Origin of the sequence: Antrihabitans stalagmiti, assembly GCF_016482825.1 — a bacterium.
Classification (GTDB): domain Bacteria; phylum Actinomycetota; class Actinomycetes; order Mycobacteriales; family Mycobacteriaceae; genus Antrihabitans; species Antrihabitans stalagmiti.
This window is the reverse complement of the sequence record NZ_JAEMNV010000019.1, coordinates 1-25,888: the sequence shown is the minus strand read 5'-3', so window position 1 is coordinate 25,888 and position 25,888 is coordinate 1. Positions and strand designations below refer to the sequence as shown.

26 protein-coding genes are annotated in these 25,888 nt (G+C 64.5%); 24 read left to right on the top strand and 2 right to left on the bottom strand.

Annotated features, from left to right (window positions below):
- Positions 1-162 precede the first annotated feature (162 nt).
- The 3 genes from JGU71_RS29185 (at position 163) to JGU71_RS29175 (ending at position 2,279) form a co-directional block, all read left to right on the top strand.
- Entirely contained in the window at positions 163-609 is a 447-nt protein-coding gene (locus JGU71_RS29185; protein ID WP_199708661.1) for a hypothetical protein, read from the top strand.
- A 252-nt stretch (positions 610-861) separates the two neighbouring features.
- Positions 862-1,500: a hypothetical protein gene (locus tag JGU71_RS29180; RefSeq protein ID WP_199708660.1), complete on the top strand. Its 639-nt coding sequence runs from the start codon at positions 862-864 to the stop codon at positions 1,498-1,500.
- 620 nt (positions 1,501-2,120) lie between these two features.
- The gene (locus tag JGU71_RS29175) at positions 2,121-2,279 is read left to right on the top strand and encodes a hypothetical protein (protein ID WP_199708659.1); all 159 of its coding nucleotides are present in this window, start codon (positions 2,121-2,123) and stop codon (positions 2,277-2,279) included.
- A 47-nt stretch (positions 2,280-2,326) separates the two neighbouring features.
- Here JGU71_RS29175 and JGU71_RS29170 read toward each other — a convergent pair whose 3' ends face one another.
- Complete coding sequence (locus tag JGU71_RS29170; RefSeq protein WP_199708658.1) at positions 2,327-2,944, bottom strand: GNAT family N-acetyltransferase; 618 nt, start codon at positions 2,942-2,944, stop codon at positions 2,327-2,329.
- A 73-nt stretch (positions 2,945-3,017) separates the two neighbouring features.
- Here JGU71_RS29170 and JGU71_RS29165 point away from each other — a divergent pair, with 73 nt between their 5' ends.
- Entirely contained in the window at positions 3,018-4,079 is a 1,062-nt protein-coding gene (locus tag JGU71_RS29165; protein WP_199708657.1) for a GAF domain-containing protein, read from the top strand.
- 443 nt (positions 4,080-4,522) lie between these two features.
- On the opposite strand, the gene JGU71_RS29160 is transcribed toward JGU71_RS29165, so the two are convergent.
- The gene (locus JGU71_RS29160; protein WP_307829988.1) at positions 4,523-4,996 is read right to left on the bottom strand and encodes a helix-turn-helix transcriptional regulator; all 474 of its coding nucleotides are present in this window, start codon (positions 4,994-4,996) and stop codon (positions 4,523-4,525) included.
- A gap of 152 nt (positions 4,997-5,148) precedes the next feature.
- Between JGU71_RS29160 and JGU71_RS29155 the strand changes: the two genes are divergently transcribed.
- The 20 genes from JGU71_RS29155 to JGU71_RS29060 form a co-directional block, all read left to right on the top strand.
- Entirely contained in the window at positions 5,149-6,342 is a 1,194-nt protein-coding gene (locus JGU71_RS29155) for a hypothetical protein (RefSeq protein ID WP_199708656.1), read from the top strand.
- Between the two features lie 278 nt (positions 6,343-6,620).
- Positions 6,621-7,232 carry a DUF8176 domain-containing protein gene (locus JGU71_RS29150; RefSeq protein WP_199708655.1) on the top strand — a complete coding sequence of 204 codons (612 nt, stop codon included), beginning with the start codon at positions 6,621-6,623 and terminating at the stop codon, positions 7,230-7,232.
- Positions 7,229-8,119 (top strand): MinD/ParA family ATP-binding protein, encoded by an 891-nt coding sequence (locus tag JGU71_RS29145; RefSeq protein WP_199708654.1) that lies wholly within the window; start codon positions 7,229-7,231, stop codon positions 8,117-8,119. The genes JGU71_RS29150 and JGU71_RS29145 overlap by 4 nt, the downstream gene beginning before the upstream one ends.
- Positions 8,116-9,789 (top strand): cutinase family protein, encoded by a 1,674-nt coding sequence (locus JGU71_RS29140; protein WP_199708653.1) that lies wholly within the window; start codon positions 8,116-8,118, stop codon positions 9,787-9,789. The genes JGU71_RS29145 and JGU71_RS29140 overlap by 4 nt, the downstream gene beginning before the upstream one ends.
- A 30-nt stretch (positions 9,790-9,819) precedes the next feature.
- Positions 9,820-11,421, top strand: a complete 1,602-nt coding sequence (locus JGU71_RS29135; protein ID WP_233530264.1) for a peptidoglycan DD-metalloendopeptidase family protein — start codon at positions 9,820-9,822, stop codon at positions 11,419-11,421.
- Complete coding sequence (locus JGU71_RS29130; RefSeq protein ID WP_199708652.1) at positions 11,418-11,939, top strand: hypothetical protein; 522 nt, start codon at positions 11,418-11,420, stop codon at positions 11,937-11,939. The genes JGU71_RS29135 and JGU71_RS29130 overlap by 4 nt, the downstream gene beginning before the upstream one ends.
- A 19-nt stretch (positions 11,940-11,958) precedes the next feature.
- On the top strand, positions 11,959-12,690 hold the full coding sequence (locus JGU71_RS29125; protein ID WP_199708651.1) for a hypothetical protein: 732 nt from the start codon (positions 11,959-11,961) through the stop codon (positions 12,688-12,690).
- Complete coding sequence (locus JGU71_RS29120; protein ID WP_199708650.1) at positions 12,690-12,986, top strand: hypothetical protein; 297 nt, start codon at positions 12,690-12,692, stop codon at positions 12,984-12,986. The genes JGU71_RS29125 and JGU71_RS29120 overlap by 1 nt, the downstream gene beginning before the upstream one ends.
- Positions 12,983-13,246: a hypothetical protein gene (locus tag JGU71_RS29115; protein WP_199708649.1), complete on the top strand. Its 264-nt coding sequence runs from the start codon at positions 12,983-12,985 to the stop codon at positions 13,244-13,246. The genes JGU71_RS29120 and JGU71_RS29115 overlap by 4 nt, the downstream gene beginning before the upstream one ends.
- Positions 13,247-13,298: 52 nt before the next feature.
- Positions 13,299-14,006 (top strand): DUF8175 domain-containg protein, encoded by a 708-nt coding sequence (locus tag JGU71_RS29110; protein ID WP_199708648.1) that lies wholly within the window; start codon positions 13,299-13,301, stop codon positions 14,004-14,006.
- Positions 14,003-14,899, top strand: a complete 897-nt coding sequence (locus JGU71_RS29105; RefSeq protein ID WP_199708647.1) for a DUF8175 domain-containg protein — start codon at positions 14,003-14,005, stop codon at positions 14,897-14,899. The genes JGU71_RS29110 and JGU71_RS29105 overlap by 4 nt, the downstream gene beginning before the upstream one ends.
- On the top strand, positions 14,893-16,398 hold the full coding sequence (locus tag JGU71_RS29100; RefSeq protein ID WP_199708646.1) for a hypothetical protein: 1,506 nt from the start codon (positions 14,893-14,895) through the stop codon (positions 16,396-16,398). Before JGU71_RS29105 ends, JGU71_RS29100 begins: the two co-directional genes overlap by 7 nt.
- Positions 16,399-16,467: 69 nt before the next feature.
- A complete protein-coding gene (locus JGU71_RS29095) occupies positions 16,468-17,982 on the top strand; it encodes an SCO6880 family protein (RefSeq protein ID WP_199708645.1) in 1,515 nt (504 codons plus the stop codon).
- Positions 17,983-17,984: 2 nt separating this feature from the next.
- Positions 17,985-19,703: a putative type IV secretion/conjugal transfer ATPase gene (locus tag JGU71_RS29090; RefSeq protein WP_199708644.1), complete on the top strand. Its 1,719-nt coding sequence runs from the start codon at positions 17,985-17,987 to the stop codon at positions 19,701-19,703.
- Positions 19,700-19,993, top strand: coding sequence for a hypothetical protein (locus JGU71_RS29085; protein WP_199708643.1), 294 nt, complete (start codon positions 19,700-19,702; stop codon positions 19,991-19,993). Before JGU71_RS29090 ends, JGU71_RS29085 begins: the two co-directional genes overlap by 4 nt.
- Before the next feature lie 16 nt (positions 19,994-20,009).
- Positions 20,010-20,732 carry a hypothetical protein gene (locus JGU71_RS29080; protein ID WP_199708642.1) on the top strand — a complete coding sequence of 241 codons (723 nt, stop codon included), beginning with the start codon at positions 20,010-20,012 and terminating at the stop codon, positions 20,730-20,732.
- Positions 20,729-22,537: a type IV secretory system conjugative DNA transfer family protein gene (locus JGU71_RS29075; RefSeq protein WP_199708641.1), complete on the top strand. Its 1,809-nt coding sequence runs from the start codon at positions 20,729-20,731 to the stop codon at positions 22,535-22,537. The genes JGU71_RS29080 and JGU71_RS29075 overlap by 4 nt, the downstream gene beginning before the upstream one ends.
- Positions 22,534-23,088 (top strand): DUF4913 domain-containing protein, encoded by a 555-nt coding sequence (locus tag JGU71_RS29070; protein ID WP_199708640.1) that lies wholly within the window; start codon positions 22,534-22,536, stop codon positions 23,086-23,088. Before JGU71_RS29075 ends, JGU71_RS29070 begins: the two co-directional genes overlap by 4 nt.
- 302 nt (positions 23,089-23,390) lie before the next feature.
- Complete coding sequence (locus JGU71_RS29065) at positions 23,391-24,047, top strand: SRPBCC family protein (RefSeq protein WP_199708639.1); 657 nt, start codon at positions 23,391-23,393, stop codon at positions 24,045-24,047.
- Between the two features lie 122 nt (positions 24,048-24,169).
- The coding region (locus JGU71_RS29060) for an N-6 DNA methylase family protein (RefSeq protein WP_199708638.1) at positions 24,170-25,888 on the top strand (1,719 nt) is incomplete at its 3' end.

The following is a 25,888-nucleotide window of genomic DNA, read 5'->3' as shown; positions in this document are numbered from 1 at the left end:
GCGCGAACGTCGCGCGAATGAGGGCGGGCCAGGGTCACAGAAGTCGCCAAGCGCTCCAACATCCCGGCCCGCCACAACCATCATAGAAACCCACGCCAGCGCTTGACGTCCGTTAGGAACTCATGACCCACCACAAGTGCACAGTCTGCGATGATTCGCGCCATGACGCCTTGGTGGCAGCCCGCCCTCATGTCCGCAGGAACAATTCTCGCTGCAATCGTGGCCGGATCGTTCGCCGTGCGCAACGCCCGGAAAACGCCCCACGAGCGACTGAAGACCTTGGTCGAGATTGTCGAAAAGCTTCCAGACGAAGTCGGACGAGACGACAGAGCCATACTCGCGAACGCTATCGATCGGGAGATCCAGCGAATCAAACTTCTGAACGATGCTCGTCTCGAGGGGAACTGGGCATACGTCAAAGAGGCGGTCCGGCAGAGCCTTCCAATTATCGCTGCGATCCTGGGACCGTCGGTCTCAGTGTCGGCTGCTGCCACACATAGCAGTTCCCTCGTAAGCGCCGCGTGGAAGAGGAGGCGTAACCCGAAGGGTCCCAACGATGCTGAACATACGCAGGAGGAAAGTCGAACCGACGTCGTCGACCCGAAGTGAGCGCATTCCACTCGGTTCGATCCGCTCGCACGCCTACGATTCGCGCATGGGCACGTCCTCCCATCCGAAGGTAGGCAATCGTTCGTGGCAAAGCAGAGAAGACCTCCGAACCCCACAAGCACGCCCACCGAGACAATCGAAGCGTTCGTAATTCGAGCGAGGCGCATTCTCGAGCACTCGTTAGTTTGCGATCACGTTTTATTGGACAAAGCGCACCGGGGAGAAATCACTGTCTCCATCGAGGAAAATACTGTGACCGGCGAGGCCACACACAAGATTATTCAACGGTTTCCGGACGAAGAAGAATTCGAATCGTTGGCCGCTCGGATCCGCCCGCTAATCCTGCAGAACGAATGGCTGCGGTGGACGAATGTGATCACCGCCCTGCGTACAAGCGTGGATCAGCAACAGCTGGAAGAGATTGCAGAACCGCTGAAGTGGTGGCACGCCGAGTGGGTAAAGGTCGCAGAGAACCCCGGCGACATGGGCGCTCAGGCGTTCTATTCCGTCACCGAGGACGGTACGGTAACCGACCTCCAGTTAATGTGGGCCTGGCTTTACAGCGATCTGGTTCACGCCCATAAGCTTGACGCGAAGTTCGCGAAATATGGCATCGGTGATCGATTCAGAGCGAGCACCGGTGTGATCGCACGGATCGTCTGGATGGTCGAAAAAACCTACTACCTGGTAGCTGCATTGCATGAAGAAGGACTGCTCAGCATCAGCCCCGAGATGTTCGAGCGATCAGTTACAGTCCCCGAGCCCGACCTCAGTCAAATCGGTCGAATCTATGTTGCTCCTGTTGGCACTCCGCCTCCGATTGGACTCGAAGCGTTCGGTCCGGAATGGCAGGAAGTGCATGAAGTGATTCGGCCGGCCGGCTCTCGATAAGGTAGAAGAAGCGGATTCGTCCACGTGCTGATCGCGCGGAGCTAGGTGTACGGCGGCGTCGAGCGCGCCTGGGTGACCACGTCGACCCGTGCTCCCACTGCGTCCACTTCTGCTTCAGGTCGCGCACGCTCGCGTCGTTGCCGAACCATGCGCGGTCTGTCGAGACTGCTTGCGCGATCGGCTCGGCCCGCAGGAACTTCGAGCATCTGATAATCAGGTTCGTCGACTACTTGCCCGACGGCGTTAAGGCGCTACCCGCGCAGGCGCACTACTATATGGATGCCAGCACGGCGATCACCTGAAGTTGCAAAAGCACCTCATGTACGAAGAGCGGCGGACGACTCTTTCTCACGAGCTCGTCCATGACGAACGGCGTATCTACCCCAGATCCTGTTCTCCGCACGTGAAGAGTTGGCAGTCGACCGAATCGCGGCGCGCAGACTGATAAATCTGGACCGGCTGATCGAAGTGCTCTGCTGGACTCGACACTCGAACGAAGTTGCGTCGGAATTGTCGGTTGACGTCACCATGCTTGCGGCGTTTGTTCGGTCACGCAGCGAACAAGAGCGTCGATATATCGACGCGGAGATGGATCGGAGGCAGCCGTGAACCCTGGCGGTATGACAGATGACGAGTTGATCGAGGCTGTCGCTGCGCTTACCGAAAGCGAACGAGCGCACCTGATCGACGACAGCGTCGATGAAGCCCTCGCCGACCGAATCAAACTGACCGAACTGATAATCGAGATCGAACGGCGCGCAGAAAGTCGTCAGCCATGAGTGCAGTGCAGAGCACGATGCTCGACTTCGAGAAGCACAAATCGTCATCAGGAGTCGGTTCCGCTAGCGTCACGCCACAGTGGCAATAGTTGCGTGCCGCTTGAACTCAGATCGATCGGATCTCCGTAGTCCTCGAAGCCGAGTGAGCGATAGAAAGGCGTCATGACCGCTCGCGTCGCCGCACCGTAAGTGGGTTCTCCGGCCGCATCAGCTCGGCCGAGACCGTGTGTGAGAAGCGTCCTCGCAACCCCGGTCGTCTGGAGCTCTGGTTTCGTTGCTAGCAAGCACATGTACCAATGAGGCGTGCGTGGGTGCGCAGCGTCCAAAGTCCGCCGCAGCCGAGCCGCCACGGGAAGCCTAGTGCCGAGTGCGCGGACGAGCGCCGGCAGCGAACGGAGTAGCCCCGTCGTCGATTGAGTCCAGTGCCCTGGCGGATCCCACACCGCGACGCCGATGATCGTTGAGCCATCCTCGGCTACGTCGACACCGCCCGCCGGGACGTGGTGGTGGCGGAGGTTGGTTGCAAAGTAGATCGGCATTCGTGCTGCGCGCTGCTTGTCATTCGGCCATAGATGGCACATCACGGGATCTCGGTAGAACGCGATCGAGAGCAGCTCAGCCAACGCCTGGATGTCGTCAGCCTTTGCGGATCGAATTGTCGCCATGTTTATCATCATGCACGAATGGGAAAACGCGAGTTGTATCGAACCTAAGAATTCGAACCGGGGGAGCATCGCTGTGGCTACAGAAGAGAAGACCATTCAGCTACTGGTCGAAACGTTGGATTCGGATCCGACTGTAGTAGTCGAAAACGGCACTCCGCGCGAATTCAAGAGACTTCCGAATGTATTGCGTGGCGCCCAAAAGGCCGTGGTGGAGCAGCTGATTGCCGAAGTTGTCGACAGCAATACAGAGCGACGCGCAAGGGTCGAATCAAGCCGTGATGCCGACGGTGGTTCCGTCGTCGTCTCACCTGTCTTCGGTCCCGACAAGACCGTGTTCGGAGTGCAGGTGACCCTCGGACCCGGCGATACCTCGACACCCGCCTCGGTGGCTGCATGGGAATGGGAGCTCGGCCTGGATGGCGTCCCACCGCGCCTCCGGCTCTCGGGCGAGTTCTTCGACGTCTTCGGGATCGGCCCTGACTATCAAGATCGAAGCGTTTACGGTCCGGCCGACTACTTCGCTCGGATCGTTCGACTGAACGATGTTTTCGCTGGTTGGGAGACGATCAAGCGAGCCAGTGCAGGCCATCGATCTTCCGGAGACTTTGTGATCCGGCGAGAGGCCGGAGACCTGGCGGTGATTCGCTATGCCCAACGCTGCGTGGAAACCCCTGCAGGGCTAAGGCTCAGGGGAATCTGCCGCGAGTTGTCGGCGACGGAGGTCGGTACTGATCTCGACGTTGCGGTCTTGGACAGCATGGCAATGCGCCACATGCTCGGAACGCAGCAGATGTTCGCGTACATCCTCGACACGACCTTCCCTCATGCGCCGTGCGTTCTGAAGTGGCTTACGTCCTGGGTCCCGAATATCGGACACGGTGTAAGCACTGGTCAGACACCTGCCGTCCACCCTGATGACCTCCCCAACGTCATCCAGTTGATCGAAGAGGGCCGGAGGAGCGCCGAACCTGTTACTGGAACGGCTCGCGTCCGACGTGCAGGCGGCGGGTGGATTTCCATGCGGGCGACGGGTCAGCTGCTTTCGCCGAGCATCTCCGAGACCACCTGGATCCTGATGATTCACCCGGACTCTCTTGCCGAGACAGGCGTGCCGTCTTCGGCCGTACCGGTCTGACGGCGCATCCGAGCCTTCGTCGGCGCAGGCACCGAGGGTCTGATTCTTTCGCGCATATAACTGTTGACACGCGGGGATTGTGTGCCGGCCACTCGGTCGACTTCGGTCGCGCAGTTGGTTCTTCGGGGACATTTGGACTATTGGTCTTTTTTGACGATTGGAGTCGACAGAAGCTGTTCTCGCCGTGTAATAATTTGTCCTGAGCAGCAGCACTAATCGCATTCTCGAATGCGAAGCGATGCACCCCTTTTGGCTATTCGCCCTGCGGCTGCCGCTCATTTGCGTACCTCGAAACCTCGGGGTTGCTACGCACGCTCCATTAGCTGCGTCGCCCGCGCCGGTAAGTGGACTTGAAACGCGTTCTTCAGGGTCCGCTCACTCGACGTGACCGGGGTAGCGCACGCATGAACCTTTTTGCTAATTCACCACTACTTAGCGCATCGCTATGCGTGCGTTCCAGCTGGTCGAGCGCGAACCCTTGCGTGCGCCGCCTGAACATCCGCCACGGAGATTCCCAGCGCCGCTGCCAGTTTCGCTTGCACCCTGTCGTCCAGGTGCCGTTCTCCTCGCTCGATCTGCTCAACGAGAGTCTTGCTGAGGCCGGCCTCGTCGGCGAGTTGGTACTGAGTCCAACCCTTCATGTGCCGCCAATAGCTGAGAAACCTCAGGTCTGGCTCCACGACGATGACGTCACTCATATCGATCCCAAGCGCAGCGACCGCGCGCGCGAGCTTGTCAACTTGAGGGGAGTTGGGGCCATCTTCCCAACGGCCGATGGTGACGCCGGTTGTATCGGAGAGTCGACCGAGCTCGCCGCGCGAAAGGTTTCTCGCTTGCCTGGCGGCGGCAAAAAGGTCTGGCCGGAATCCGCGGATGACCCGTCTCATCGGGGCGCTGTCGTTGACATCGACGGTCACGATGCGTCCTTCCATTCGAACATGCAACATCGTAGGTGTTAGATGTCTGTGTTAGATGTTAGCCTGCTATGTAAACCAACTACTTCAAGGCAGAGATCACGGCCTGCCGCCGAGCACGCCCCTCCGAAACTCGTAAATGAAAGGTTCCAATCATGAAGAACTGCAGCATCTTTCCTAGCGCCGGCACCCTGGCTCAGCGTGCCGTCGTCGCGGTGTCCCTACCGCTCGCGCTCGCCGTCGGGGCGGCGGGCACCGGCATAGCCGATCCGGGCCAGCCCGGTCTGACACAAGACGACGACGACGCCGGCCAACCGGGTCTAACGGTGACACCCCCGGCACCGGCGCCACCTGCCACCGAGCCGGACGTCGAACAACCAGTAGTCGAACGGTCCTACCTGCTGCCCGACTATCCACAACTTCCAGCTCGTCCAGCCCCAGAGGTCTATACCGGACCGGCCCCCGCAGTTCAGCTCGAAGAGCTCCACACGCCGGAGCCAGTAGCGCCCGTTGCGCCCGTCGAAACCAAGCCTGACGAGCTCTATCTCGGCGACCGTTCGGTGATCCGACCGGACTGGCTGCCAAAGGAGTGGGGCGATCGGTTCAACATCGAAACCTCGACGGTGCAGGCCGCAGTCAACACTTTCTATCGAAGCATCGGCGTCGACGACGACCGCGCAACGGTCATCGCCCAATCTCAGATAGCAGGTGGCCTTACCGGTGCGGTTGCGGCCGCCCTGGTAGCGGGGATTCCCGCCGCCATTGTCGGCGCTGCCGTTGGAGCTGCGTTCGGCGCGATAGCGGGTGGCGTCGTCGGAACCATAGCGCTACCACTCGTCGGGGCAGGCACCGGCGCACTGGCTGGTGCAGGAATCGGTGCCATCGTCGGCGCAGCCGCACTGGGCATACCGGTGGGCGTCGTCGCCGGCGTCATCGGCGGGTTCCTTGGAGCCGGTATCGCGGGCGCTCTCGCAGCCGGTAGCGATGTTGGCCCATCCGAACCGAAACCAGCTGAGCCGCCGAATAATTCGCAGTCCGCTCCAGCCCCGGCACCACCCATCACCGTGCCGCATCAATGGATCGATCAATCAGTGGTAGTCCTCGACGATGTTGTCCCTGGTGTCGCTGAAACGGTCGAAGCCGTCGTCGACACAATCGAGCAGGCGCCTGGCGGTTCCGGCTTTGTGTCGACGGCCAAGCAGACCTTGTCCTCGATGCCGCCTATGCCACCCCTCCCTGCTGTACCGCCGATCCCTGCGGAACTGGTTCCACTGGCCGAGCAGCTCGCCCCGGTCGGTCACCATCTGACCGATCTGGTCGGCGCTGTCCAGCACGCTGCAGGGCTCTGATCACGATGGCAGACGTGGACGATCTGAGGCTGGACGGACCGATATCGCGTGAGCGGTTGCCTTTCGAGGAGTTACCCACAATGTCGCCGGCTCCGTCGCGAGAGGCCGTTAGCGAATCCGACGATAATGAACCCGGGTGGCTGGGCTGGCTGGGCGACGAGGACGAAGCACCGGTGCCGCGGCAGTTCTCTGATTCGACCGAAGTCAAGGAGACGCCACTAGTCATCGGACGGGGTGAAGCGACATCTCCCGATGGTGCAGGGGCAGCGTCCGCGAGTGTGGACGACCCGCTGGCTCCCTATGCGGCGGATCTCCGACGCCGCACCGCTCAACGACGTGCCCGGAAGCGACGTGGGGCAGTTGCTGTCGCCGTCGCGGGCGTCGCAGCGGGAACCGGTCTTGTAGTGCTGGCGGTGTCCGCCCTATCTGCCGACGCCGATCCCAAGCTTCCCCCTGTTCAAACAGCATCGGCCATGCCGGACGCCCAAACATGGTGCCCGACAACAGTGGAGCCCACGGAAGCGAGCGGTAGCGGACGCGGATCGACGATCGCCGGCAATGCCGCCTGGAGAGCAGGCGCAGCACAAGTGTTTGAACTCGAGTACCAGATGTACGTTGCCCGCAATGCCGAGGCCGCCCGAGCCTTGATAGCACCATCCGCTCAAGCGGCACCGATCGAGGCGACTCGCACTGCAATCAACTCGACACCAGCAGGAACCGAGCATTGCGTCTACCTAAAGGCGCTGGAGGCGGGTCGCTTCGCCGTCACCGTCGACGAGAGGCGGCCGGATCAGACCGTCAAGAACTGGGATCTGGTCGTCACCACTGCGATTCAGCCTGACGGACGAACTCTCGTCACCGCGATCGAGCCCGGTGCAGGTGCACGATGACCACAGATATCGATCCAGAATCACTGGGCTGGTTGACGGATCCGCCACCACCTGGGTCACCAGCTGACGTGCCGTACACCGATACGCGAGTTCCCGCCTCCGTACGCATTTCCGGCTTGGCCTCGACAGGGCAAGGTTTACCGATTCCTCCGCCGATGCTGGTCACTGGCTCCAGTGGGGGCTCCGGATCGACGATGGTCACTCTCGGGCTTGCCTCCGCCATGGCGATCGACAACCTCGGATACGTCCATCCGGCGGCGATCGACGCCACGCCGGCAGGTGGGGATCTCTCACTCCGCGGCTGCGATCTGCAGAACGCCCGCACCACCGCAACCATGCAGACCTGGCTGGCCGACACCACCATCCCGGCAAGTCTGCCGTCCGTCGTGGACGCCGCATGCTCCCGATCCTCAGCAGGGCTACGGATCATGTCGCGCAGCGATGCAGCACTGCCGCGGCGCGAAACGCTGGTGTCAGTGCACGGCAACGTCATTGACGCGGGCTTCGTCCCGATCTACGACGCCGGTGCACCGGTCCGCGCCCGCTCCATTCGCCCGTTGTTGTGTGATCCACGAGTTCCGATCGCCATCACTGTCGCTGCCCGACCGGATGCAATCAACCGGCTCAACCCGGTCATGGCGTGGCTCGACGCTGAGTTCGGCGAATACATGGCCAGCGACGTGACGATCGTGGTCACGCGGCAAACCAACGACCCGGCAATGTTCGCCTGCACGGAGTGGGTTCGGGTGTGGGGGAGAGGGCACGTTCGCTCGGTCGTGGAGATCCCCTACGACGAACACCTCGGCGAAGGCCGGCAGATCAGTTGGCACCACCTTGCTCCCGCCACCCAAGCCGCGTTCCGCCTACTTCTCGAGGAGATGCGATGAGCAACCAATTGAGCCCCACCAGACACCTCCGCAGCGGCCTCGTCGTCGGACTGGTGACCGCGACGATGCTCTCTACGGCCGGCCAGAGCAGCGCCGATCCGGCACCCCCGGAACCACGTCCACCCGCGCCCACCGTCGCCGATATTCCCTGCACCGCACTGCATGTGGTGGGCTTTCAGGGCACTGATCAATCCGGTGACCAGTCCGATCCGACCTTCGACGCAGGGTTCCTCGGGCAATCGGTGACCGGGCCATTGAAGAGCGCCGGCGGAGACGCGGTGAGCAGCCAACTGGTGCCTTACGCATCGGACTTCGGCCGTCGCGGGGAGTCCTACGTCAAATCGATGACCGGTGGCATCAACAACGGACTCCAGTCCATCGCCGACTACTCCGCGCGGTGCCCACAATCGTCGTTCGCCGTCATCGGCTACTCCCAAGGTGGCCAGGTTGCCGACGAAATCGTCCGACTCATCGGAGCCGGAGATCCGACCGCCCCAATCCCAGCTACCAAACTCGCTGCCGCATCGATTTTCTCCTCACCGATTCGACCTCCCGATGCAGCCATATTCCCCGGCGCACCGGGAATGCTTTCCCCCGCAACACCACCCGGTGTCGCATCCTCGGCCCTGGCCAACCTGACCGTCGACGCGACCACAGTCCCCGACGGTGGGGGCATCTCCACCTCGGTATCCAACGTCGCGGACTACGGGCCTCTGACAGGTCGGGTTGCATCGTGGTGCAGGGGTGGCGACATCGCCTGCGCAACACCGGTAGATGCGCCACTGGCCCGCACCATCGCCAACATCGGCGGCCAGGTCGATCACCTCGACCAGCAAGATCCACTCCAGACCGCAGCCGACCTCACCGTCGCACTCGGAGGTGCCGCGCTGCGCACCGCAGCCGGGGTTGTCAACGATGACCTGAACTTCTCCGGCGGCCGGTTCACCATCACACCGGGTAGGGAGACCGTCCTGGGCCGCTTGGCAGTCAACTCCGACCCACGCTCGGCCGGCACTCGAGCCGACGCTGACATCGTCTCCGCCGTGGTCAAGCTCGGTGTCATGGGGTTCAACGCCGCCGTCACCGTCGCCAAAAAAGTCCTCACGCCAGCCAACATCGCCCAATTCGCAACCGTCGGACTGGCCGATCCTGTTGCCGGCCTTGCCGCCTTCGGAATGAAGCTCGGCGGTGCGGTTCTCGACCTGTTCCCACCAGCGACCATCAACCAAGGCATCCAATACATCTTTCATCAGATTCAGTCGGGCATCGTCGACAATCAGGGTCTCGTCAAAATGGCGACCGATCTCCGCGTCTGGGACGTGCAGCGCCAACACACGTCCTACGACGCCGCCACCGACACATCCAGCGGGCAGACCCCCGCGACATTCACAGTCGAGTGGTTCACCGCACTGGCACAGGCTCTGGCCACCGGAACCGCAGGAGCTTCCACTGAAGCTTCCGACACCGAGACCACCACTGCGCCAACGGGTCCGGCACCGATGTTCCCTGCAGATGCCTCGTCGACCAAGACCCGCCCGACTGGATCGACGCCGACTCCGCTGTTCCCGACATCGGGCACCTTCGTGGTGCCGACACCACTGTTCCCCGAAACCAGCGACCCCACCGCTGCACCGACATCAGCAGCACCCACCAGCAGCGAAAGCCGCTGACATGCACACCACCGCATCGGGTCGGGTCCGATGAAGACCGCAGCCGGTCTCGCCGGTGCGGTGGTGCTGCTACCCCTACTGATGATCGCCGTTCTACTCGCCGTCGTCTTCGTCGACGACAAGGACGCGTGCACAGCGACTCGGCCCGTAGCGGCCGTTGTCCAGGGCGATCCAGGCCCCGCACCCGCAGAGCGTGGCTCACCTGCGCCGTCGGGCGAGCGCACTTATCCGCTGGCCGCCGGAACCTACTCCGTCACAGACCATTTCGGCACTCGCGGCGGATCTCACCAGGGTGTCGACTACGCCGCGGCCGCTGGCACCGCAATGTTCGCCGCCGCCCCGGGAAACGTGGTCGCATCCGGACCAGCATCAGGGTTCGGGCAGTGGATCATCATCGACTCCGTCGACGCCGACGGATCACCGTTCTCCACCGTCTACGGCCATATCTTCCCCGACGACCTGCGTGTCAAGGTCGGTGACGTCGTCAAGGCCGGTGATCACATCGCGGCTGTCGGTTACAACGGCGAGGTGCAGCCGCCCGGCCCGGGCGGAGCGCATCTGCATTTCGAGGTCTGGCCCGGCGGCCGACTCACCGGAGGATCACCGATCGACCCAGAGTCCTGGCTCGGGGGTGCTGCGACCCCGAAGGCTCGAGCCGGTGGCAAACCCTCGACACCCTCACCGGCCCCGGTGTGTGAGGACGGATTCGGCACCCAAGGCGGCCAACTCGCCGACGGCGTCGTCCCGCCCGAGCTCGACCCCTGGTACCGCAAAGCGGGGTCACTGTGCCCGCAGATCACGCCGTCGCTGTTGGCCGCACAAGGCAAGCAGGAGAGCGGCTTTCAACGTGGGCTTTCCTCGCCGGACAACGCGCAAGGCTTGGCTCAGTTCATCCCGACCACCGCCATCGCCACCGCCCCCGACGGCCGCCCCTACATCGTTGACGCCGACGGAAACGGTGCCGCCTCGGTATGGGACGACGGCGACGCCATAGTCGGTCAAGGCCGCTACATGTGCGCCCTCGCCGCGATCATCGACGGCTGGAAAGCCGACGGTCGAGTGCAGGGCGACACCCCTGCACTGGCATTGGGTGCCTACAACGCCGGGGAAGGATCGGTGCTGGCATCCGGCGGGATTCCGAACCAGATTCCGCGGCACTTCTCCGAAACACAGCCCTACATCCGGATCATTCTCGACAACGAGCCGAACTTCCGTGCTGCCGCCGCAACCGGCAGGTTCGTGCCCAGCCCATCCTCGCCGGTCGGGGGACAGATCGTCGACGCCGCGCGGCAGTATCTCGGGACTCCGTATGTCTACGGCGGCGGCGGACCGCAAGGACCCAGCAACGGTGGACTGGACTGCTCCGGGCTGACCTCGGCTGCCGTGCACGCCGCCAGCGGCGGCGCAGTCACCCTGCCGCGCACGTCGGAGCAGCAGTGGTCCGTCGGCCCCGAAATCCCGATCGATCAAGCGCAGCCCGGGGATCTGGTGTTCGGCGAATGGGGTTCCGGCGGACCAGGTCACGTCGGCATCGCATCCGGCAACGGCCAGATGATTCATGCTCCCCAGCCTGGAGACGTCGTCAAGGAAGCGCCGGTTCAGTCCGGCATGCGTGCACGGAGAGTCGCATGAACCACTCCCACAGAACCCTCACCCAGCTGCTGATCACCGTCAGCGCAGTAACGCTGCTGCTGATGGGGTGCGGCACTGACGACCGGTCGCCTCCCTCGACCGAACCGTCGGTCGTCGACACCAACTCAGCCGACACCGTCGCCGTGGAAGCGCTGGCCCGCATCTTCTCCTGGCGACCCGCCGACGAACCGCAAGGCGGCTCCCTCGCCCGCGCGCGCGACCTCCTCGGACCGACCCTGCTCACCGTGGTCGACGCGAATGCAGCGGCATCTACACCACCGCGTACCTCGCTGCAATGGGCGCACTGGCGCGAGGCCGGTGCCCGCATCGACGCCTTCCCATTCGCTTCCGCCGAACCATCCGGAGACACCGACCCCACCCGAATTCAGCACCGCAAGATCGGCATTGAACAGTCCGTCGTCTATCCGGACGGGGACACCGAACTCCTCCTTCCGACAGCTGTCATCGCAACTCTCATCCACACCGCAGATGGTTGGCGACTGGATACCTACCAGTGAAAGCAGGCGAACGAACACCATGACCGATTTGGTGACCGAGCGCACGGCGCCACCCCACGGCCAGGAGGCGCCACTGTCGCCCCGTGTGGCGCCCGAGCGCGTCCCGATGCTGGCACCAGCGCGGCGCGGAACTGGCAGCTGGACCACACGGGTGACGCGCGCGCCGCACCAACGAGCACCGCTGGTGTGGCTGCTCGGCGCGACCGGTGGCGCGGGAGTGTCGATGCTGGAGGCGTCACTTGCCTACGCCGGGGATGCGCAACGACGCTGGCCGTCGCTGGTCGGCTACAGCGCCGCACTGGATTCTCCGCTCGTCGTCATCGTGACCCGCACCCATATGAGCGGACTGCACGCTGCGCACAACTTGCTGCTGCAGCACGCCTCCGCAGCCACCCCCACCGGGGTGCAGCTGGTCGGTGTCGTCACCGTCGCCGACACCGACCGGCCACTGTCCAGCCCGGTCGCCGCCCGCCGAGCCGTCGTCGAAAGCCTCGCTGCCGATCTCGACGCCCGTGCCTGGCGGCTCGGCTGGATCGAACCGTGGCGATCACTGACCACCGACGATGTCGCGGTCTGGAGCCCGGACTACCGAGTTCCCGAGGACAAACAGCACCGCCGCGACCCGTCCCGCACACCACCGACACCAGTTCGCGAACTTGCCGCCGAACTGCTCACGGCGGCCACCACCGCAGCACGATCCGCCACTGCCTCAGGCCGTGGGAAACCCAGCACCCGAAAGGAATCCACATAATGCTCGCCACCTATGTCGTCGACATCCTGGCCGCCGATCCTCCCGGCGGAAACATCTTCGACCCCGTCATCACACCACCCCCCTTCGCAGAGAAATACTCCCTGCTGCTCGGCATCGGCCTGTTCTTCGCCGCATTCGCCTTGACCGGGTTGGGGATCTTCTTCGGCGTGAAATTCGCGCAGTCCTTCGCCGAAGGCCACGGTGGACAAGGCCAGAAAGCCGGCATCGCAGCGTGTGCGGTCGGCGCGATCATGGCTGCCAGCGCAGGGACGTGGGTTACGTGGTTCATCCGATGACCACCGCTGTTTTGGCCGCCGGCGGAATGGTGACCCCACCCGACGACGTCACCCGACCGGTGCTGCACCTCGTTGGGATCTTTCTCTGGTTCGTGGCGGCCCTGCTCGTCGCCGCCGCGATCTACGGCGGTTACGAGTTCGCCGAATCGTTCCGCGAAGCACAGTCACTCACCCAGGCAAAAGGCCGGATGCTCGTCGTCGCCATCGCCGCGATCCTGACGGCCTCCGCAGCCGCCGTCGGTGGCTGGCTGCTGATATGAGCACCGTTGCCGCACAACCCCATCCGATCGAGACACAGAGGCGGAAGGCGATATGAAGATCCGGTTGATATTCGACGAACTGCGTTCACGACTGTCCGAGCTGGACCGCAGACGGACTGTCGCCGCGATGGCCGTCCTGCTCGTCTTCGGGATTGTCGCAACACTGCTGATGTCCTCCGGTGGCGGCGGCGAAACCACCGACGGCGGCACCGACACCGTCCTCGATGTCGCGGCCGCACCGCAGCAGGTGCAGTGGGAGCCCTATCGCGGCGTCGCCGTGCCCTACAGCGCCGATGGTCCGCGTGACCGGATCACCGGATCGGGCTATGCGCGCACACCCCAAGGCGCCGTGTGCGCCGCCATGCAGGCGCAAGTGCGGTTGTCGATGGCACCCGATGAATCCTGGGCCAGCACCGTGGTCACGGTCGCAGCACCCGGCCCTGGACGCGATGCATTCGCCGCGGCACGAGTCATGGCCTCGATCAGCAGCGACGCAGATCCAGCACAGACCGCCCAATTCGTCGGCTTCCGTGTGACCGACTACAACGACTCCGCAGCCACGATCTGGCTGGCGACCCGCATGCCCGACGGCACTCTCACCGCGGCATCCTCGCGCGTCATCTGGCTCGGCGACGACTGGAAGCTAGCGTTGCCGGACCCGAAAGGTGCTGCGGGGGATGCAGACTCGACTCCCTTGGTGGCGTTGACGTCGCTGGACGGCTACACCTCGTTCGGCGCCACCACCGGGGGCCAACGATGAAGACCGCAGAGCGTACGAGCAAGCGCCCCGACACCACGACCGAACCAGGCGCAATGCGGCGCATGGGCGGGTGGCTCGCCGGTAGCCGAACCACCCTCTACATCTCGGCCGCCTTCATCGCGTTGATGCTCGTCGCCGGTGGCGGCATCATCGGTGCGCGCCTCATCGGCGACGACGACGCAGCGACACCAACGCGGACGTCCTCGGCCGCGACACCGACGCCGACTGGAACCCCGCCGCCACCCGATCTCACGCCGGGCGAGCCGTTCAACCCGCCGTCGGCGGACATGCTGGGACGACCGATTGCCTATCCGAAAAACCTTGCCGGGCAACCCCTTCCGCAGCAGCCGGTCGACCGCGATGCCTACTCCTGCCCGGCACCACCGACCTGCCCACCACTCGATGCCCCCGCCTCGGTGATGTGGCAGATCATCGGTCCGTTCGCACTTCCCTTTTCCACCAGCGACGGACCCACACGCGTGGACGGACCGCTGGTCGCCGGATACACCCGCACCCCGCAGGGCGCGGCACTGGCGGCCTGGCAAGTCCAGTCCCGGGTTGCGATCAGTCGAGCGCACCTCGATGCCGCCCGTGACACACAGATCGTCGCTGTCCCCGGTCAGGATCTCAGCAGTACCGAAGAGTGGGACATCTCCAGCATCGACCCTGTCGTTCCGCGGCCGTCGGCATTCCGGATTACCGGCTGGAGCGCCGACGCCACGTTCGCGGTGATCCAGTACGCCGTCCCCGATCGGCGCCGGGTCGGGACCAACTGGATGATCGTGCAGCTACAAGCGCTCTGGCAGGACGGGGACTGGAAGCTACGTGGAGCCGACGTCGAGCCAGGCCCCTTCGCGCCGCTGACGACACTGTCGGGGTGGTCGGAGTGGTGACACGCCTTCTCGCACTGCTACTCCTGGTCCTGGTGGTTCTGATCGGCACGCCGATGCTGGCAGCCGCCGAACCCACCCCGGCAGCGCCGTCGGATCCGGCAGCTCCGGCAGAGGAACCCGATCTCTACTCCAAGTGCCGAGAAATCGGCGACAAGATCGACAGTCTGCCGGGCCCACTGAGCATTCCCGCCAAGCAATTCGAACTGACCTGTGACGTCGGCACCGCCGTCGCCAACCCCAGCGACGCCGTCGGGGAAGCAATGGACGGCGCAGTCGGGGAGGCTGCGACCGCATTCGCCGACGGCTGGACCAAAGCCATCACGATGATGTTCACCTGGTGGTACCGCACACCTCTCACCGATGAAGGCAGTAGCGGAAACAGCGGAGAAATCATCTCCGAGGTGCACTCCTACCTGCGCTTCTTTCAAATCGCGTTGTTTGTCGTCTCGATCGGCGTATCCGCAGTGCGTCTCGCCTTCGCCCGCGCGGAGATGCGGGATACCCATGCCCGTGAAGCCGCCGCTGTGCTCACACGAACCGTCTTCGCGTCCTGGTCGCTGGCCGGGCTCGTCGTCATTGCCGACGAAGCCTCCCGGCGCGGCGGAATGTGGATCGTCGAGCTGATGGTGGGGGACAACCTCGTCGACGCAGCCAAGAAGCTACTGATCTCCGGCCCGCTCCTGGGGCCGGGGCTGCTGTTCGTCTTCGCCTTCCTCGGCCTCATCGGCACGATCGTGCAGTGCTGCTTCGTCCTTGCCCAGATGGCGGTCGCGAAACTCATCCAGGGCGTCATACCCCTCGCCGCCGCCGGATCCGGCTTCGCAGCCGGGAAACAGGCCTACAACAAGTTGCTCGCCTGGACCGCAGTGTTCCTGCTGTTCCCCCTGATGGCGTCGATCGTCTACGGCGTGGCATTCGCCGCCGCCGGCGGCAGCAATGACGTCCAAGGCACGTTCGCCGGACTGATTCTGCTGACGCTGAGCTTCCTGACCCTGCCCGCCTTGATGCGACTGATCGTTCCCGCGGTCGGATCGATGGGCGGCGCGTCCGGCATGGCGCTGGCCGCCGGGGTCATGGCCGCCACCGGATCCATCGGTGGACGCATCGGTGAATCTCTCGGATCCACAGGTGGCGCTACGTCGGAATCCCCATCGTCGGCACCGGCTGGAGGACGAAGCGACGGACAGCAACCGACCGGCGCGACCACCTCGTCGGGACCTGCCGGATCGACCGGAGGCATCGGGTCCACCGGCTCCGCCGGGGCGACCGGCGCGGCCAGTAGCGGTGGCGCGGCGAGCGGTGGCGGAGCCGCCGCCTCGGGCGCAGCATCCGGCGGCGCAGCCGCTGCTGCAGGACCGGCCGGTGCCGCAGTGATGGCCGGCGAACAAGCCGGTCAAGCCGTCGGCGCAGTGGTCAGCGGGGTCGCCGGGGCCACCGGTGCCGCAATGGGCGGACCGGACACACCCGACGGCGATTCCACCGGAGGACGGTCCGCATGACCTGCCCTGAGCTACCCCGACCAGCCGCCATACCCATCGCCCGACCGCGTCGGACCTGAAGGAGTCGAGATGACACAAGTCGATAATCTGCCTCTGGAGGCCCGACGCACCTACAGCGCCGGACACGAAGTGCGGCGAGTGTTCGCGTTCGGTGTGCCGAAGAAGGTGTTCTACGTCGTCGGCGCCAATCTGATCGTCGCCGTCCTGTTCATGCTGATCAGCGGATTCGTCCTGACCGGACTGACCTGGATCGTGCTCAGCATCGTGGCCTGCATCCCGCTCGCCGTCCGCGTCGCGGGCCATTCCGGCTACGAACTGGGCTTGCTGTGGCGGGGCTTCCGCAAACAGAGCCGCACCGGCCGCAACGTGCTCCGCGCCGGGCCGCTGTCGAACGCTCCGGGCGGACGGACCCGGCTCCCCGGCGTCGCCGCACCCACCGAAATGTGGTGGGGCATCGACAAACTCGGTCGCAGATTCGGCATGATCCGGATGCACTCCACCAGCCAGTACACGGTGTCGCTACGCGTCACACCACAAGGCATCGGCGGCATGCAGCAGGAAGTCGTCAACCTGATGGTGGCCGACTGGGGCGAACTGCTCAACTCGGCCGGCCAACCTGGCGACGTGGAGGGCATTGTTGTTGTCGCCGAGACGATTCCGGAGACCGGTGCACGGTTGAAAGCCGAAATCGACCGGCTCTGCCATCCCGACGCACCCGCCGCTGCGGTGGAAATGATCCGGCAGGCCGGTCGCGGCCGAGCGGCAGACCGATCCGGCAGCCAACTGCTCATGCGAGTCTCCATCACCTGGGCCGCGCGCACCGACGCGAAAAAGAAAGACCCGATGGTGATGCTCGCCGATCTGTCCGAGCGGATCCCCGCATTCTGCGATCAGCTCGCTCGAAGTGGCGTAGTCGCTGATCCACTTTCAGATCATCAGCTCGCTGCCACCGTGCGCCGCTGCTTCGACCCTCGCGAAGAGACCGAAGCCGCCGTCGAAGACGTGGTCAGCAACAAGATCGACGCCGTCGACTGGCTCGACGCGGGTCCGCTGACCGCTGATCAGACCTCCGATACCTACTTCCACGACGGTGCCTGCTCGCGAGTCTGGGTGATGAGCAGGCCCCCGTCCGGATTCCCCACGGAACGAGTATTGGAGAAGTTGATCGCGGGCCGACCCGATGTGGCACGGAAGCGAATCACTCTGATCCACAGGCCATTACCACCCGGTGACGCCGCTGCCAGCGTCCACGCCGATCACCTCGCCGCAGCCGCCGCAGTCAACTCCACCCGCGGTCTGGCCTCGGCCCGCGCCGGACTTCAAGTCGCGGCAACCCAGCAGGCCCGACGTGAAGAAGCATCCGGCTCCGGGGTCACCGACTACGGCATGATCATCACCGTTTCCGCCCGCGACATCGACGAACTCGACGGACTCGGCGAGATCGCCAAAGACATGGCCGCCTCGGCGCGACTGTCGATCCGTCCCGCCTGGTGGTCCCAACCTTCGGCTTTCCTCGCCGGTATCGGAGTCGGGGTCTTGCTGCCCGACCATGCCAGCGTCGCGAAAACTGTTCGGGGGGCCTAGCCATGACCCGACGCTCCCGGATGGGCATCAACCTGCGTCGCTGGTTCGCCGACAGCATCACCCACAGCTACGAACCGACCCGGCACCGCACGCGGCCACCGTCGATGGACCCGCTGACGCGGGGACAACGCAGCCGCGCAGCCGATGCCAAACAACAGGCGCGCGAGGATGCCGCCGCCCTGAAAGAAGAGATCAAACAACGCGATCCCGCACGCAGAGAACCGAAATGGCGGCGCGCAGCACGCCTGGGCTCCCGCGGGCTCCTCGGACCCGGTGGCGGCGCCATGGAGGTCGTCGACGTCATTCCCACCTTCCGCGCGACCACCGTGCAGGCATGCGGGCTGTTCCCGTTCGTCGTCGGTGACACTCACCCGATGGTCGGCAGCCCGCACGGGATCAACCTCAAAACCGGCGGAACCTTCAACTACGACCCCATCTCGGCTACGTATCGAGCTCGTCTGCACGTCACCCCGAGCTGCTTCCTGCTCGGCCTGCCCAGCTACGGAAAATCATCGGTCGCACGCAAGATGATCGCCGGTGCCGCAGGACAGAATCAGATCCCGTTCGTCTTCGCCGACACCAAAGGCGAACACGTCAAAGTCGTCAAAGACTTGGGCGGCAAAATCATTCGGCTCGGCCACGGCCGTGGCCAGCTCAACCCGCTCGCACTCGGGGCGCTCGGGTCGATCATTGTGCGCCTGCAGAAGGCCGGCCGCGAAGACCTCGCACGGTTGGTGTCCAAGCAGGTGCATTCGCGACGCAAACGACTGCTGCAAGGTCTGTGCGAAATCGAGCGCGAATCCGCACTCGGTCAGACCGAACGCAATCTGCTCGGTGCCGCGCTGCGCATCCTCGACGCCGATCCACGATTCGGGCCTGAATCGCTTCCTCCGGTGATCGCCGATCTGATCGATCTGATCGAGTCAGCGCCCGGCGCGCTGATCCGCAAAGTGCTGGCTCCTGACGAAGCCCACTACAACCTGGAGGTCAAGCCGCTGCTGCAGACCCTCACCGCGCTCGTCGACGGTGACCTGGGTGACGTGTTCGCCGGACAGACATCGGACCCGATCGATCTGATCGCAGATCCTCCGCCCGCGATCTGTGTCGACATTTCCTCGATCACCAGTGGTGACGAGAAGCTGGAAGCTGCGGTGATGTACGCGTGCTGGGAGGACGGTTTCGGCGCGATCGAAGCGGCCCACGTCCTGGCCGATGCCGGGCTGGCACCGCAACGACACTTCTTGGCCGTCCTCGACGAACTGTGGCGTGTGCTCTCGGCCGGCCCGGGCATGGTCGGGCGCATCGACGCAGTGACTCGCCTGACCCGGACCCTCGGGACCGCACTGATGATGATCACCCACACCGTCAAAGATCTCGAAACCCTCGCCGCCGATATGGATATCCAGAAGGCGAAAGGTTTCATCGAACGAGCCGGTGCTCTGATCGTGGGTGCGTTGCCACGCGAAGAGATGGACAAGCTCGACGCGATCATTCCGTTCACCCGCGCCGACCGCGACACCGTGTCGAGCTGGTCGACCCCCGGTGCCTATGACCCCGACACCCAGACCCGACGTCCACCGCCCGGGCGTGGCAGCTTCATGCTCAAGATCGGCACCGAACGCGTCCCCGGAACCCCGTTCAAGACCGTGTTCACACCGATCGAAATCGAACGCAAATGGCACGAGACCGACGCCAGATTTTCCGGGGCGATGGCCTCATGAGCATCGTCTTCCTCTATGCCTCGGCCACCGAACCGCACTCGCCCTCGGCCGCGCTCGGCTGCGCTCTCGACGAGCTGCAACGCCAACTCCTCATCCTCTCGCGCCAGCACCGGTACGTGGTGATCACCTCGCATTCACACACGCTGGCTCCGACAACCGTGATCAGCCGATCGGTACTCGAACGAGACAAACCCGGCTGGCTCGCCAGCGTGACGGCCGCCGTGGATTGCGCAGAGCTGCTCACCAGCACGTCCATCGAAACCATCGACGGTTCGGACAATCCAAGATGACCACAGGAGCGACACCATGAGCACCGAGACACCACATTTGGAGTTCGTCGGCAGTGAATTAGCAGTCCTGGCTTCGAAAGCGTTGCAAGCTGCTCGACGAGCCAGCGAGGAGTATCGCCGCGAACAGCAGCGACGCGAACAGCGACACGACCGAGCCGAACGGTTGGCCGACCGCGAACGCCAACGAGCCGAGCGGGCACAACGAATCTCGGAGAAGAGCGAGCGGCTGGCCGAACAATGGCAGAACGCATCCCTGGCGGCTCGATGGGCGGCGGCAGAAGCCACTCGCGACACTGACCCGAACTCGGCCGACGCCTGGTCGCTGCGGATGCGCGAAGACGGCATCAATCCCGAAGCTGTAATCACGCTCGCCGATCAGATGGATGCAGCCGACACCGCGACGGTCGCCGCTGCAGACGGAGCGGGCGTCGATGCACGCGAAGCGGCCGATGCCGGTGCCAGCGCGCCGCTCGGAACAGATGTGGACGCGCAGGCGCTCGTCGCCGAAGCGTTGGCTGAATCATTTGTCGAACACGCCCTCGATGCCGAGACTGCACCAACACCGGACCACGACAGCGGAGCCCGCGAATCGAACCAACGTGTCGCCGACTTAGTCGGCGTCACCGATCCAGCGTGGTCGAGCGGCGACATTATCGCTTCCGCAGCTGATTTCGCAGATGTGTCGCGTTGGGAGCCGAGCGAGGCCTACACCGAGCGCGACTCCGGAGCGCACCTGTGAGCCGCGACCGATCCGAGGCTATTTGGCTGTGGATCGCCCTGGCCTCCGGACTGGCCGGTGTCCTCATTTATCTCTGCTGGCGTGCCGGTAGCGCGACCGCCGGTCTCGATCAGGCCATACCCGCCAACCCGCTGGCCGCCTTTTCCGCACTCGCCGCCGGTGAGCTGATCTGGCCGATCCAGGCGACTGCATTGCTCGTTCTGGCTGGCGTCCTCGTTCTCGTGGGCATCGGCGTGTACTCGGCCCGATTGGTTCGTCGAGGGGTCGCCACACGCGTCGATCACCTCGCGAAGTCGATGGCACCGCCGCGACATCTCGTCGAAGTGCACGGTGCGAGTGCGAAGCGCAAAGCCGAACGGCTCCGTCCAGGGGTTGTCCTTGCAGGTCCTGATACCTACGGAATTCCGATCGGAAAGACCGTGCGCGGAGGCGACTTCATAGTGATGAGTTGGGAAGATGTCGGAATCGCGTTCTCCGGCCCACGCACTGGTAAGACACAGGCATTGGCAATCCCCGCCGTGTGCTGCGCGCCGGGCGCCGTGATTGCGACGTCGAACAAGCGCGACCTACACGATCACACCCGTGGAGTACGCGAAACCATTGGCAGAGTATGGATTTCCGATTTGCAGGGGATCGCCACCGACGGCGGTTCGCAGTGGTGGTGGAATCCGCTACGTGGCCTGGACTCGCTGAAAGCTGCCCGAAAGTTCGCGGGATACTTCGTCTCCGCATCCAAAGAAGACACCGCCCGCGTTGATGCCTACTTCGACGGCGGCGCACAAGAACTACTCGCGCTGCACATGTTTGCAGCGGCCGTCGGAGGCGGAGATCTTCTGCACACGCTCGGCTGGCTCTCCGACGACGACACAGCCCTACCCGCATTGCAGCTCGACGCGGCCGGCGAAACCATGGCTGCGGAGAAGGTTCGTAGCGCCCAACGGCTCAACCCGCGTCAGAAAGACGGCCTGTTCGACATGGCCCGACGATTTCTCAACGTCCTCAACGATCCGGACTACGCGAGATCGGTTCTGCCGCAACGCCGCAAACGATTCGACCAAGACAGCGGACTGGCCACCGTCGCGTTGTCCCACGAACTGCCCGAATTCGACGTCGACCGCTTCGCCACATCGACGGACACCCTGTATGCGATGTCGTTGGAAGGTCCCGACTCAGCTACCGCTTTGACGACGGCGCTGGTCGGTCGGCTGCTAGATGCGGCGTTCGGGGTGGCGCGGCGCAGCCCAGGCGGACGGCTACCGACACCGATCGTTGCGGTGCTCGACGAGGCCGCCAACGTATGCAAACTGGCTGACCTGCCAAAGCAGTACTCACACGCAGGATCTCAGGGTGTCGTGCTGTTGACCTTTCTTCAGTCACCGGCCCAAGCCGGGGAAGTGTGGTCGGAGCAGAAGCTGGCCACGATGCGGCAAGCGTCCAACATGCACTACTTCGGAGGTGGCGTCGACGACGACAGGTATCTGCAGTCGATTTCGCATCAGATTGGGGACCACGACGTATCGCGGTGGTCGTCGAGTCATTCGAGCGGAGCCAAAGGAGGTGGGTCACGCTCACAGTCCTGGTCGCGGGAGCCGATCGCACCGATTTCGCTGCTGGCGGCGTTGCCGAAAGATCGTGCCATCGTGATGACCTCAGGTAATCCGCCTGTGCTGGTGCGCAAATCGTTCTGGAGTGACAGCCGCTTTGCCGACCAGATCCGCGCGTCGCTGGCGAAATACGAACCGAAGAAGGGCGCACTCGCGCTTCGCGGACTCGACCTGGACCCTACGACGGAGGTCATCTCATGATTGATGATCCCGACGACGATGACGACACTGGATCGACGATTCCGCGAGGCAAAGCCGGACGGAGACGAGCGGCGGCACCGAAGCCTAAGTCGCCCAGTGCATCCGGTGGTGCCAAAGATCCAGAACCCGACGTGTTCGCCGACGTCGGCGAATTCGTCGAACACTGGCTGGCACCGGTGCTGGCCGGGAAGCTGCTCGGCGGCGGCCGCGGCCGCACCTGGTGCCGACAGTGGTGGCGGCACCGGGAGGTCAGCATCCGACTACACGCATTGTGGCGCGGGTGGGAAGGGGCGCGGCGCAGCGAGGAACCGCTGGCGATGAGTTCCTGGTGGGTCCAGCACACCGACCCGCATCTCCGTGCACTCTGCGACGGTGAGGCCGGACCGATGTGGCGCTGCACCCCGGAGGCGCACGTCGACATACCGGCGTATCCGACGATTCCCGCGCCGTCGGGGTGGTTCGACGCGGACCACAGCGATGAGCGGCCGCCCAGCGACGGTGGTCGCGGTCCAGATTTTCGTAGAGCACGCAGAGACGGGGACGCAGCATGAGCGCCAGCGTCGTTTCTGGACTAGATCCACCTGTCTAGCAGCAGCTTTCGCGTTGACCTCTCGATCTACCGACATCACATCCACAGTTTCCCCAGACCCTGGCGGGTGGTCTAGACCCGCCAGGGCAGGGCAGCCAGAGAACGGAGCTCCGGCCAATGAGTCACCATAATCACCACGAACGCAGGCACACCCGTCGCAGGGTATGCATGCAGAGGAGCTCCCTGGTATGCCCCGCAAACAGCGCCGCGCCGCCACCGACACGCAACTGGATCTTTTCGCCACCGAGGAAGGTACCGCCGCCGATGACCGAGACCCCACCCGAGAATCTTCGCCAACTGGTCGAGGAGACGTGGCGGACCCATATCGGGCTGCCGGAGGACTGGTCGCAGACGCAGAAGGCGAACTTCGTCGCCGACGAGGCGCTGCGGATCAGCGACCTGATCGAGACGCAGATGCAGGGCCAGGGACCGCTGGTGCGCCAATGGTGGGACGAGCACGGCGAAGCACCGGACTACCGGACGACGGTGACGTTGATCGAGACGGCGCGTCGCTCGATCACCGAAGCGGTGCTGGCGCAGGAACTTTACGAGCAGATCCCGCACTCGGAGGAGGACTTTCCGGAACCGGTGAGCGTGGAGGAGGCTCGCGAACGGGAGATGCTGCAGGAGCAGGTGCGGCTGCAGGACGCGGCGGGGGACCGCGATCGCTGGATCGATCCGCTGCGGCGACGGGATCCGAGTTCGGAGGCGAGCGAGATGTCGCGCCGCCTGTGGCCGGATCGCTCAGCACTGTTCCGGGTGACGGGGGCCTTTTTGCTGCAAGCCCGGACCGAGGACGGCGAGCCGCTGCCGACCGGCCCGAGCGACCCGCTTTCAGCATCGTTCACCAACCAAGTCAGCCAAGCGTTGGTGACGGCGGGCAAACCGCTCGACGGCCCCGGAAGACTCGTCGACCCGTAGCCGAAGGCCAGGGCGATCTGTTCGCTCTCGACGTCGACCGTGCCGCGCCGCTGGATCCGGCGGTCACCGATCCGGGCGGGACACCACTGCCGCCGCCGGCCGAGGTAGTGGCCGAGTTCGGGATGTCAACGCCGCACGTCGACACGGTCGCCGCGGCCGAGGCTGATCAGGTGCCCGTCGAGTCGGTCTCGATCGACGCGACACTGACACATACTCCCGACCGCGGTGCGCCGCTCGGCGACGAGCACCAGGCCATCGAGACACCCGTCGTCGAACAGCCGGTATACGTGGCACCGGTCGATTTCCGACCCGGCACCCAGGTCCTGCCTCCGTCGGGGGAGAAAGCGCGCGCTGCGGCCAACATCGCCGCGATCCGGATCGTGCGGCGCATCGAAGCCGAGGACCGCTACGCCACCGCCGAAGAGCAGGCGGTGCTCGGTCGCTGGTCAGGGTGGGGTGCCGCTGCCGGGATCTTCGACCTCAGAAAACCGGAATGGGCCGCCGAGCGTGAGCAGTTGCGCGAGCTGCTCGACGACGCGCAATGGTCGCAAGCTCAACGCAACACCCTCAACGCGCACTACACCGATCCCGCTATCGCACAAGCGATGTGGCGTGCCATGGAGCAGGCCGGATTCGGTGGCGGCCGCGTCCTGGAACCGGGCTGCGGGTCGGGCACGTTCCTCGCGCACGCGCCGACCAGTGCGCAGATGGTCGGGGTGGAGCTCGACTCCACCACCGCGTCCATCGCGGCGGCGTTGCATCCGTCAGCCCAGATCCGCAACGAGGGTTTCGAACTGACCCACGTCCCGGAAGCCTCGTTCACCGCAGCAATCGGCAATGTCCCGTTCGGTGACTTCCGGCTGCACGATCCGGCACACAACCCGTCGCGGCTCTCGATCCACAACCACTTCATCAACAAAGCGCTCGCGTTCACCGCACCCGGCGGCTACGTCACGGTCCTGACCTCACGTTTCACGATGGACGCTGTCAACGGGCGCGCCCGGAAGGAGATCGCCGACAAAGCCGACCTGCTCGGTGCGGTCCGGTTGCCCGAAGGCGCGTTCTCCCGAGTCGCCGGCACCTCGGTCGTCACCGACATTCTCGTGCTGCGTCGCCGCGAAGACGGCCAGGAGATGACCGCCCGGACCAAGCAGTTCTTGGGGTTGACCTATTCGACGGTGTATCAGGATGGGCGGCAGTTGGGGCTGCAGGCCAACTCCTACTACGCCGACGAGCCGCACCACGTGCTCGGCACCATGGAACTCGGACGTGGCCAGTTCGCAGCCGAGCAGCTGGTCGTGCGCGGGGAGAGCGGTGCCGCCCTTGCAACTCAGGTCGAGGAGGCGTTGTCCGGCATCGTCGAGGACGCGCGGCGCTCCGGGCTGGCATTGACAGCGAGCTGGGCGAACACGATGGGACCGACCCGCGCCGACTTCGAACGCGGACTCACCCGCGCCCGCGAACGGGGTCAGGCCGGCACCACCATTGCCACCTTGTCCTTCGACCCCCAAGCCGCCGCGATCCGGACCTGGAACGGCATGGAATGGGCACCGGTCAAGACGCGGGGAGCCAAGCAAACCGCCGAGTGGGGCGCACTGCTGGATCTGCGGGACATCGCGGTCGCGTTGATCGACACCCAGCGCGAGGATCAACCGGCGGCCGAACGGGCAGCGTTGCGCGTCGAGCTGAATCAGCGCTACGACGCCTACGTCTCGCGCTACGGGCTGATCAACCGGTTCACCTGGTCGAAGGTCGCCGATCTGACAGATGGCCAGCACGACCGCGCCTTGGACACGCTGTTGGCGCAGTGGCGGGTATCGGAAGGCAGCAAAGCCGACCCC

Excerpts from the sequence above, each read along its gene's own strand:
- JGU71_RS29125 (WP_199708651.1), top strand. The coding sequence starts at position 11,959 with ATGACCGATTTGGTGACCGAGCGCACGGCGCCACCCCACGGCCAGGAG.
- JGU71_RS29185 (WP_199708661.1), top strand. The coding sequence starts at position 163 with ATGACGCCTTGGTGGCAGCCCGCCCTCATGTCCGCAGGAACAATTCTC.
- JGU71_RS29110 (WP_199708648.1), top strand. The coding sequence starts at position 13,299 with ATGAAGATCCGGTTGATATTCGACGAACTGCGTTCACGACTGTCCGAG.
- JGU71_RS29105 (WP_199708647.1), top strand. The coding sequence starts at position 14,003 with ATGAAGACCGCAGAGCGTACGAGCAAGCGCCCCGACACCACGACCGAA.
- JGU71_RS29140 (WP_199708653.1), top strand. The coding sequence starts at position 8,116 with ATGAGCAACCAATTGAGCCCCACCAGACACCTCCGCAGCGGCCTCGTC.
- JGU71_RS29090 (WP_199708644.1), top strand. The coding sequence starts at position 17,985 with ATGACCCGACGCTCCCGGATGGGCATCAACCTGCGTCGCTGGTTCGCC.
- JGU71_RS29120 (WP_199708650.1), top strand. The coding sequence starts at position 12,690 with ATGCTCGCCACCTATGTCGTCGACATCCTGGCCGCCGATCCTCCCGGC.
- JGU71_RS29145 (WP_199708654.1), top strand. The coding sequence starts at position 7,229 with ATGACCACAGATATCGATCCAGAATCACTGGGCTGGTTGACGGATCCG.
- JGU71_RS29115 (WP_199708649.1), top strand. The coding sequence starts at position 12,983 with ATGACCACCGCTGTTTTGGCCGCCGGCGGAATGGTGACCCCACCCGAC.
- JGU71_RS29155 (WP_199708656.1), top strand. The coding sequence starts at position 5,149 with ATGAAGAACTGCAGCATCTTTCCTAGCGCCGGCACCCTGGCTCAGCGT.
- JGU71_RS29135 (WP_233530264.1), top strand. The coding sequence starts at position 9,820 with ATGAAGACCGCAGCCGGTCTCGCCGGTGCGGTGGTGCTGCTACCCCTA.
- JGU71_RS29095 (WP_199708645.1), top strand. The coding sequence starts at position 16,468 with ATGACACAAGTCGATAATCTGCCTCTGGAGGCCCGACGCACCTACAGC.
- JGU71_RS29175 (WP_199708659.1), top strand. The coding sequence starts at position 2,121 with ATGACAGATGACGAGTTGATCGAGGCTGTCGCTGCGCTTACCGAAAGC.
- JGU71_RS29085 (WP_199708643.1), top strand. The coding sequence starts at position 19,700 with ATGAGCATCGTCTTCCTCTATGCCTCGGCCACCGAACCGCACTCGCCC.
- JGU71_RS29080 (WP_199708642.1), top strand. The coding sequence starts at position 20,010 with ATGAGCACCGAGACACCACATTTGGAGTTCGTCGGCAGTGAATTAGCA.
- JGU71_RS29070 (WP_199708640.1), top strand. The coding sequence starts at position 22,534 with ATGATTGATGATCCCGACGACGATGACGACACTGGATCGACGATTCCG.
- JGU71_RS29170 (WP_199708658.1), bottom strand. The coding sequence starts at position 2,944 with ATGGCGACAATTCGATCCGCAAAGGCTGACGACATCCAGGCGTTGGCT.
- JGU71_RS29065 (WP_199708639.1), top strand. The coding sequence starts at position 23,391 with ATGACCGAGACCCCACCCGAGAATCTTCGCCAACTGGTCGAGGAGACG.
- JGU71_RS29130 (WP_199708652.1), top strand. The coding sequence starts at position 11,418 with ATGAACCACTCCCACAGAACCCTCACCCAGCTGCTGATCACCGTCAGC.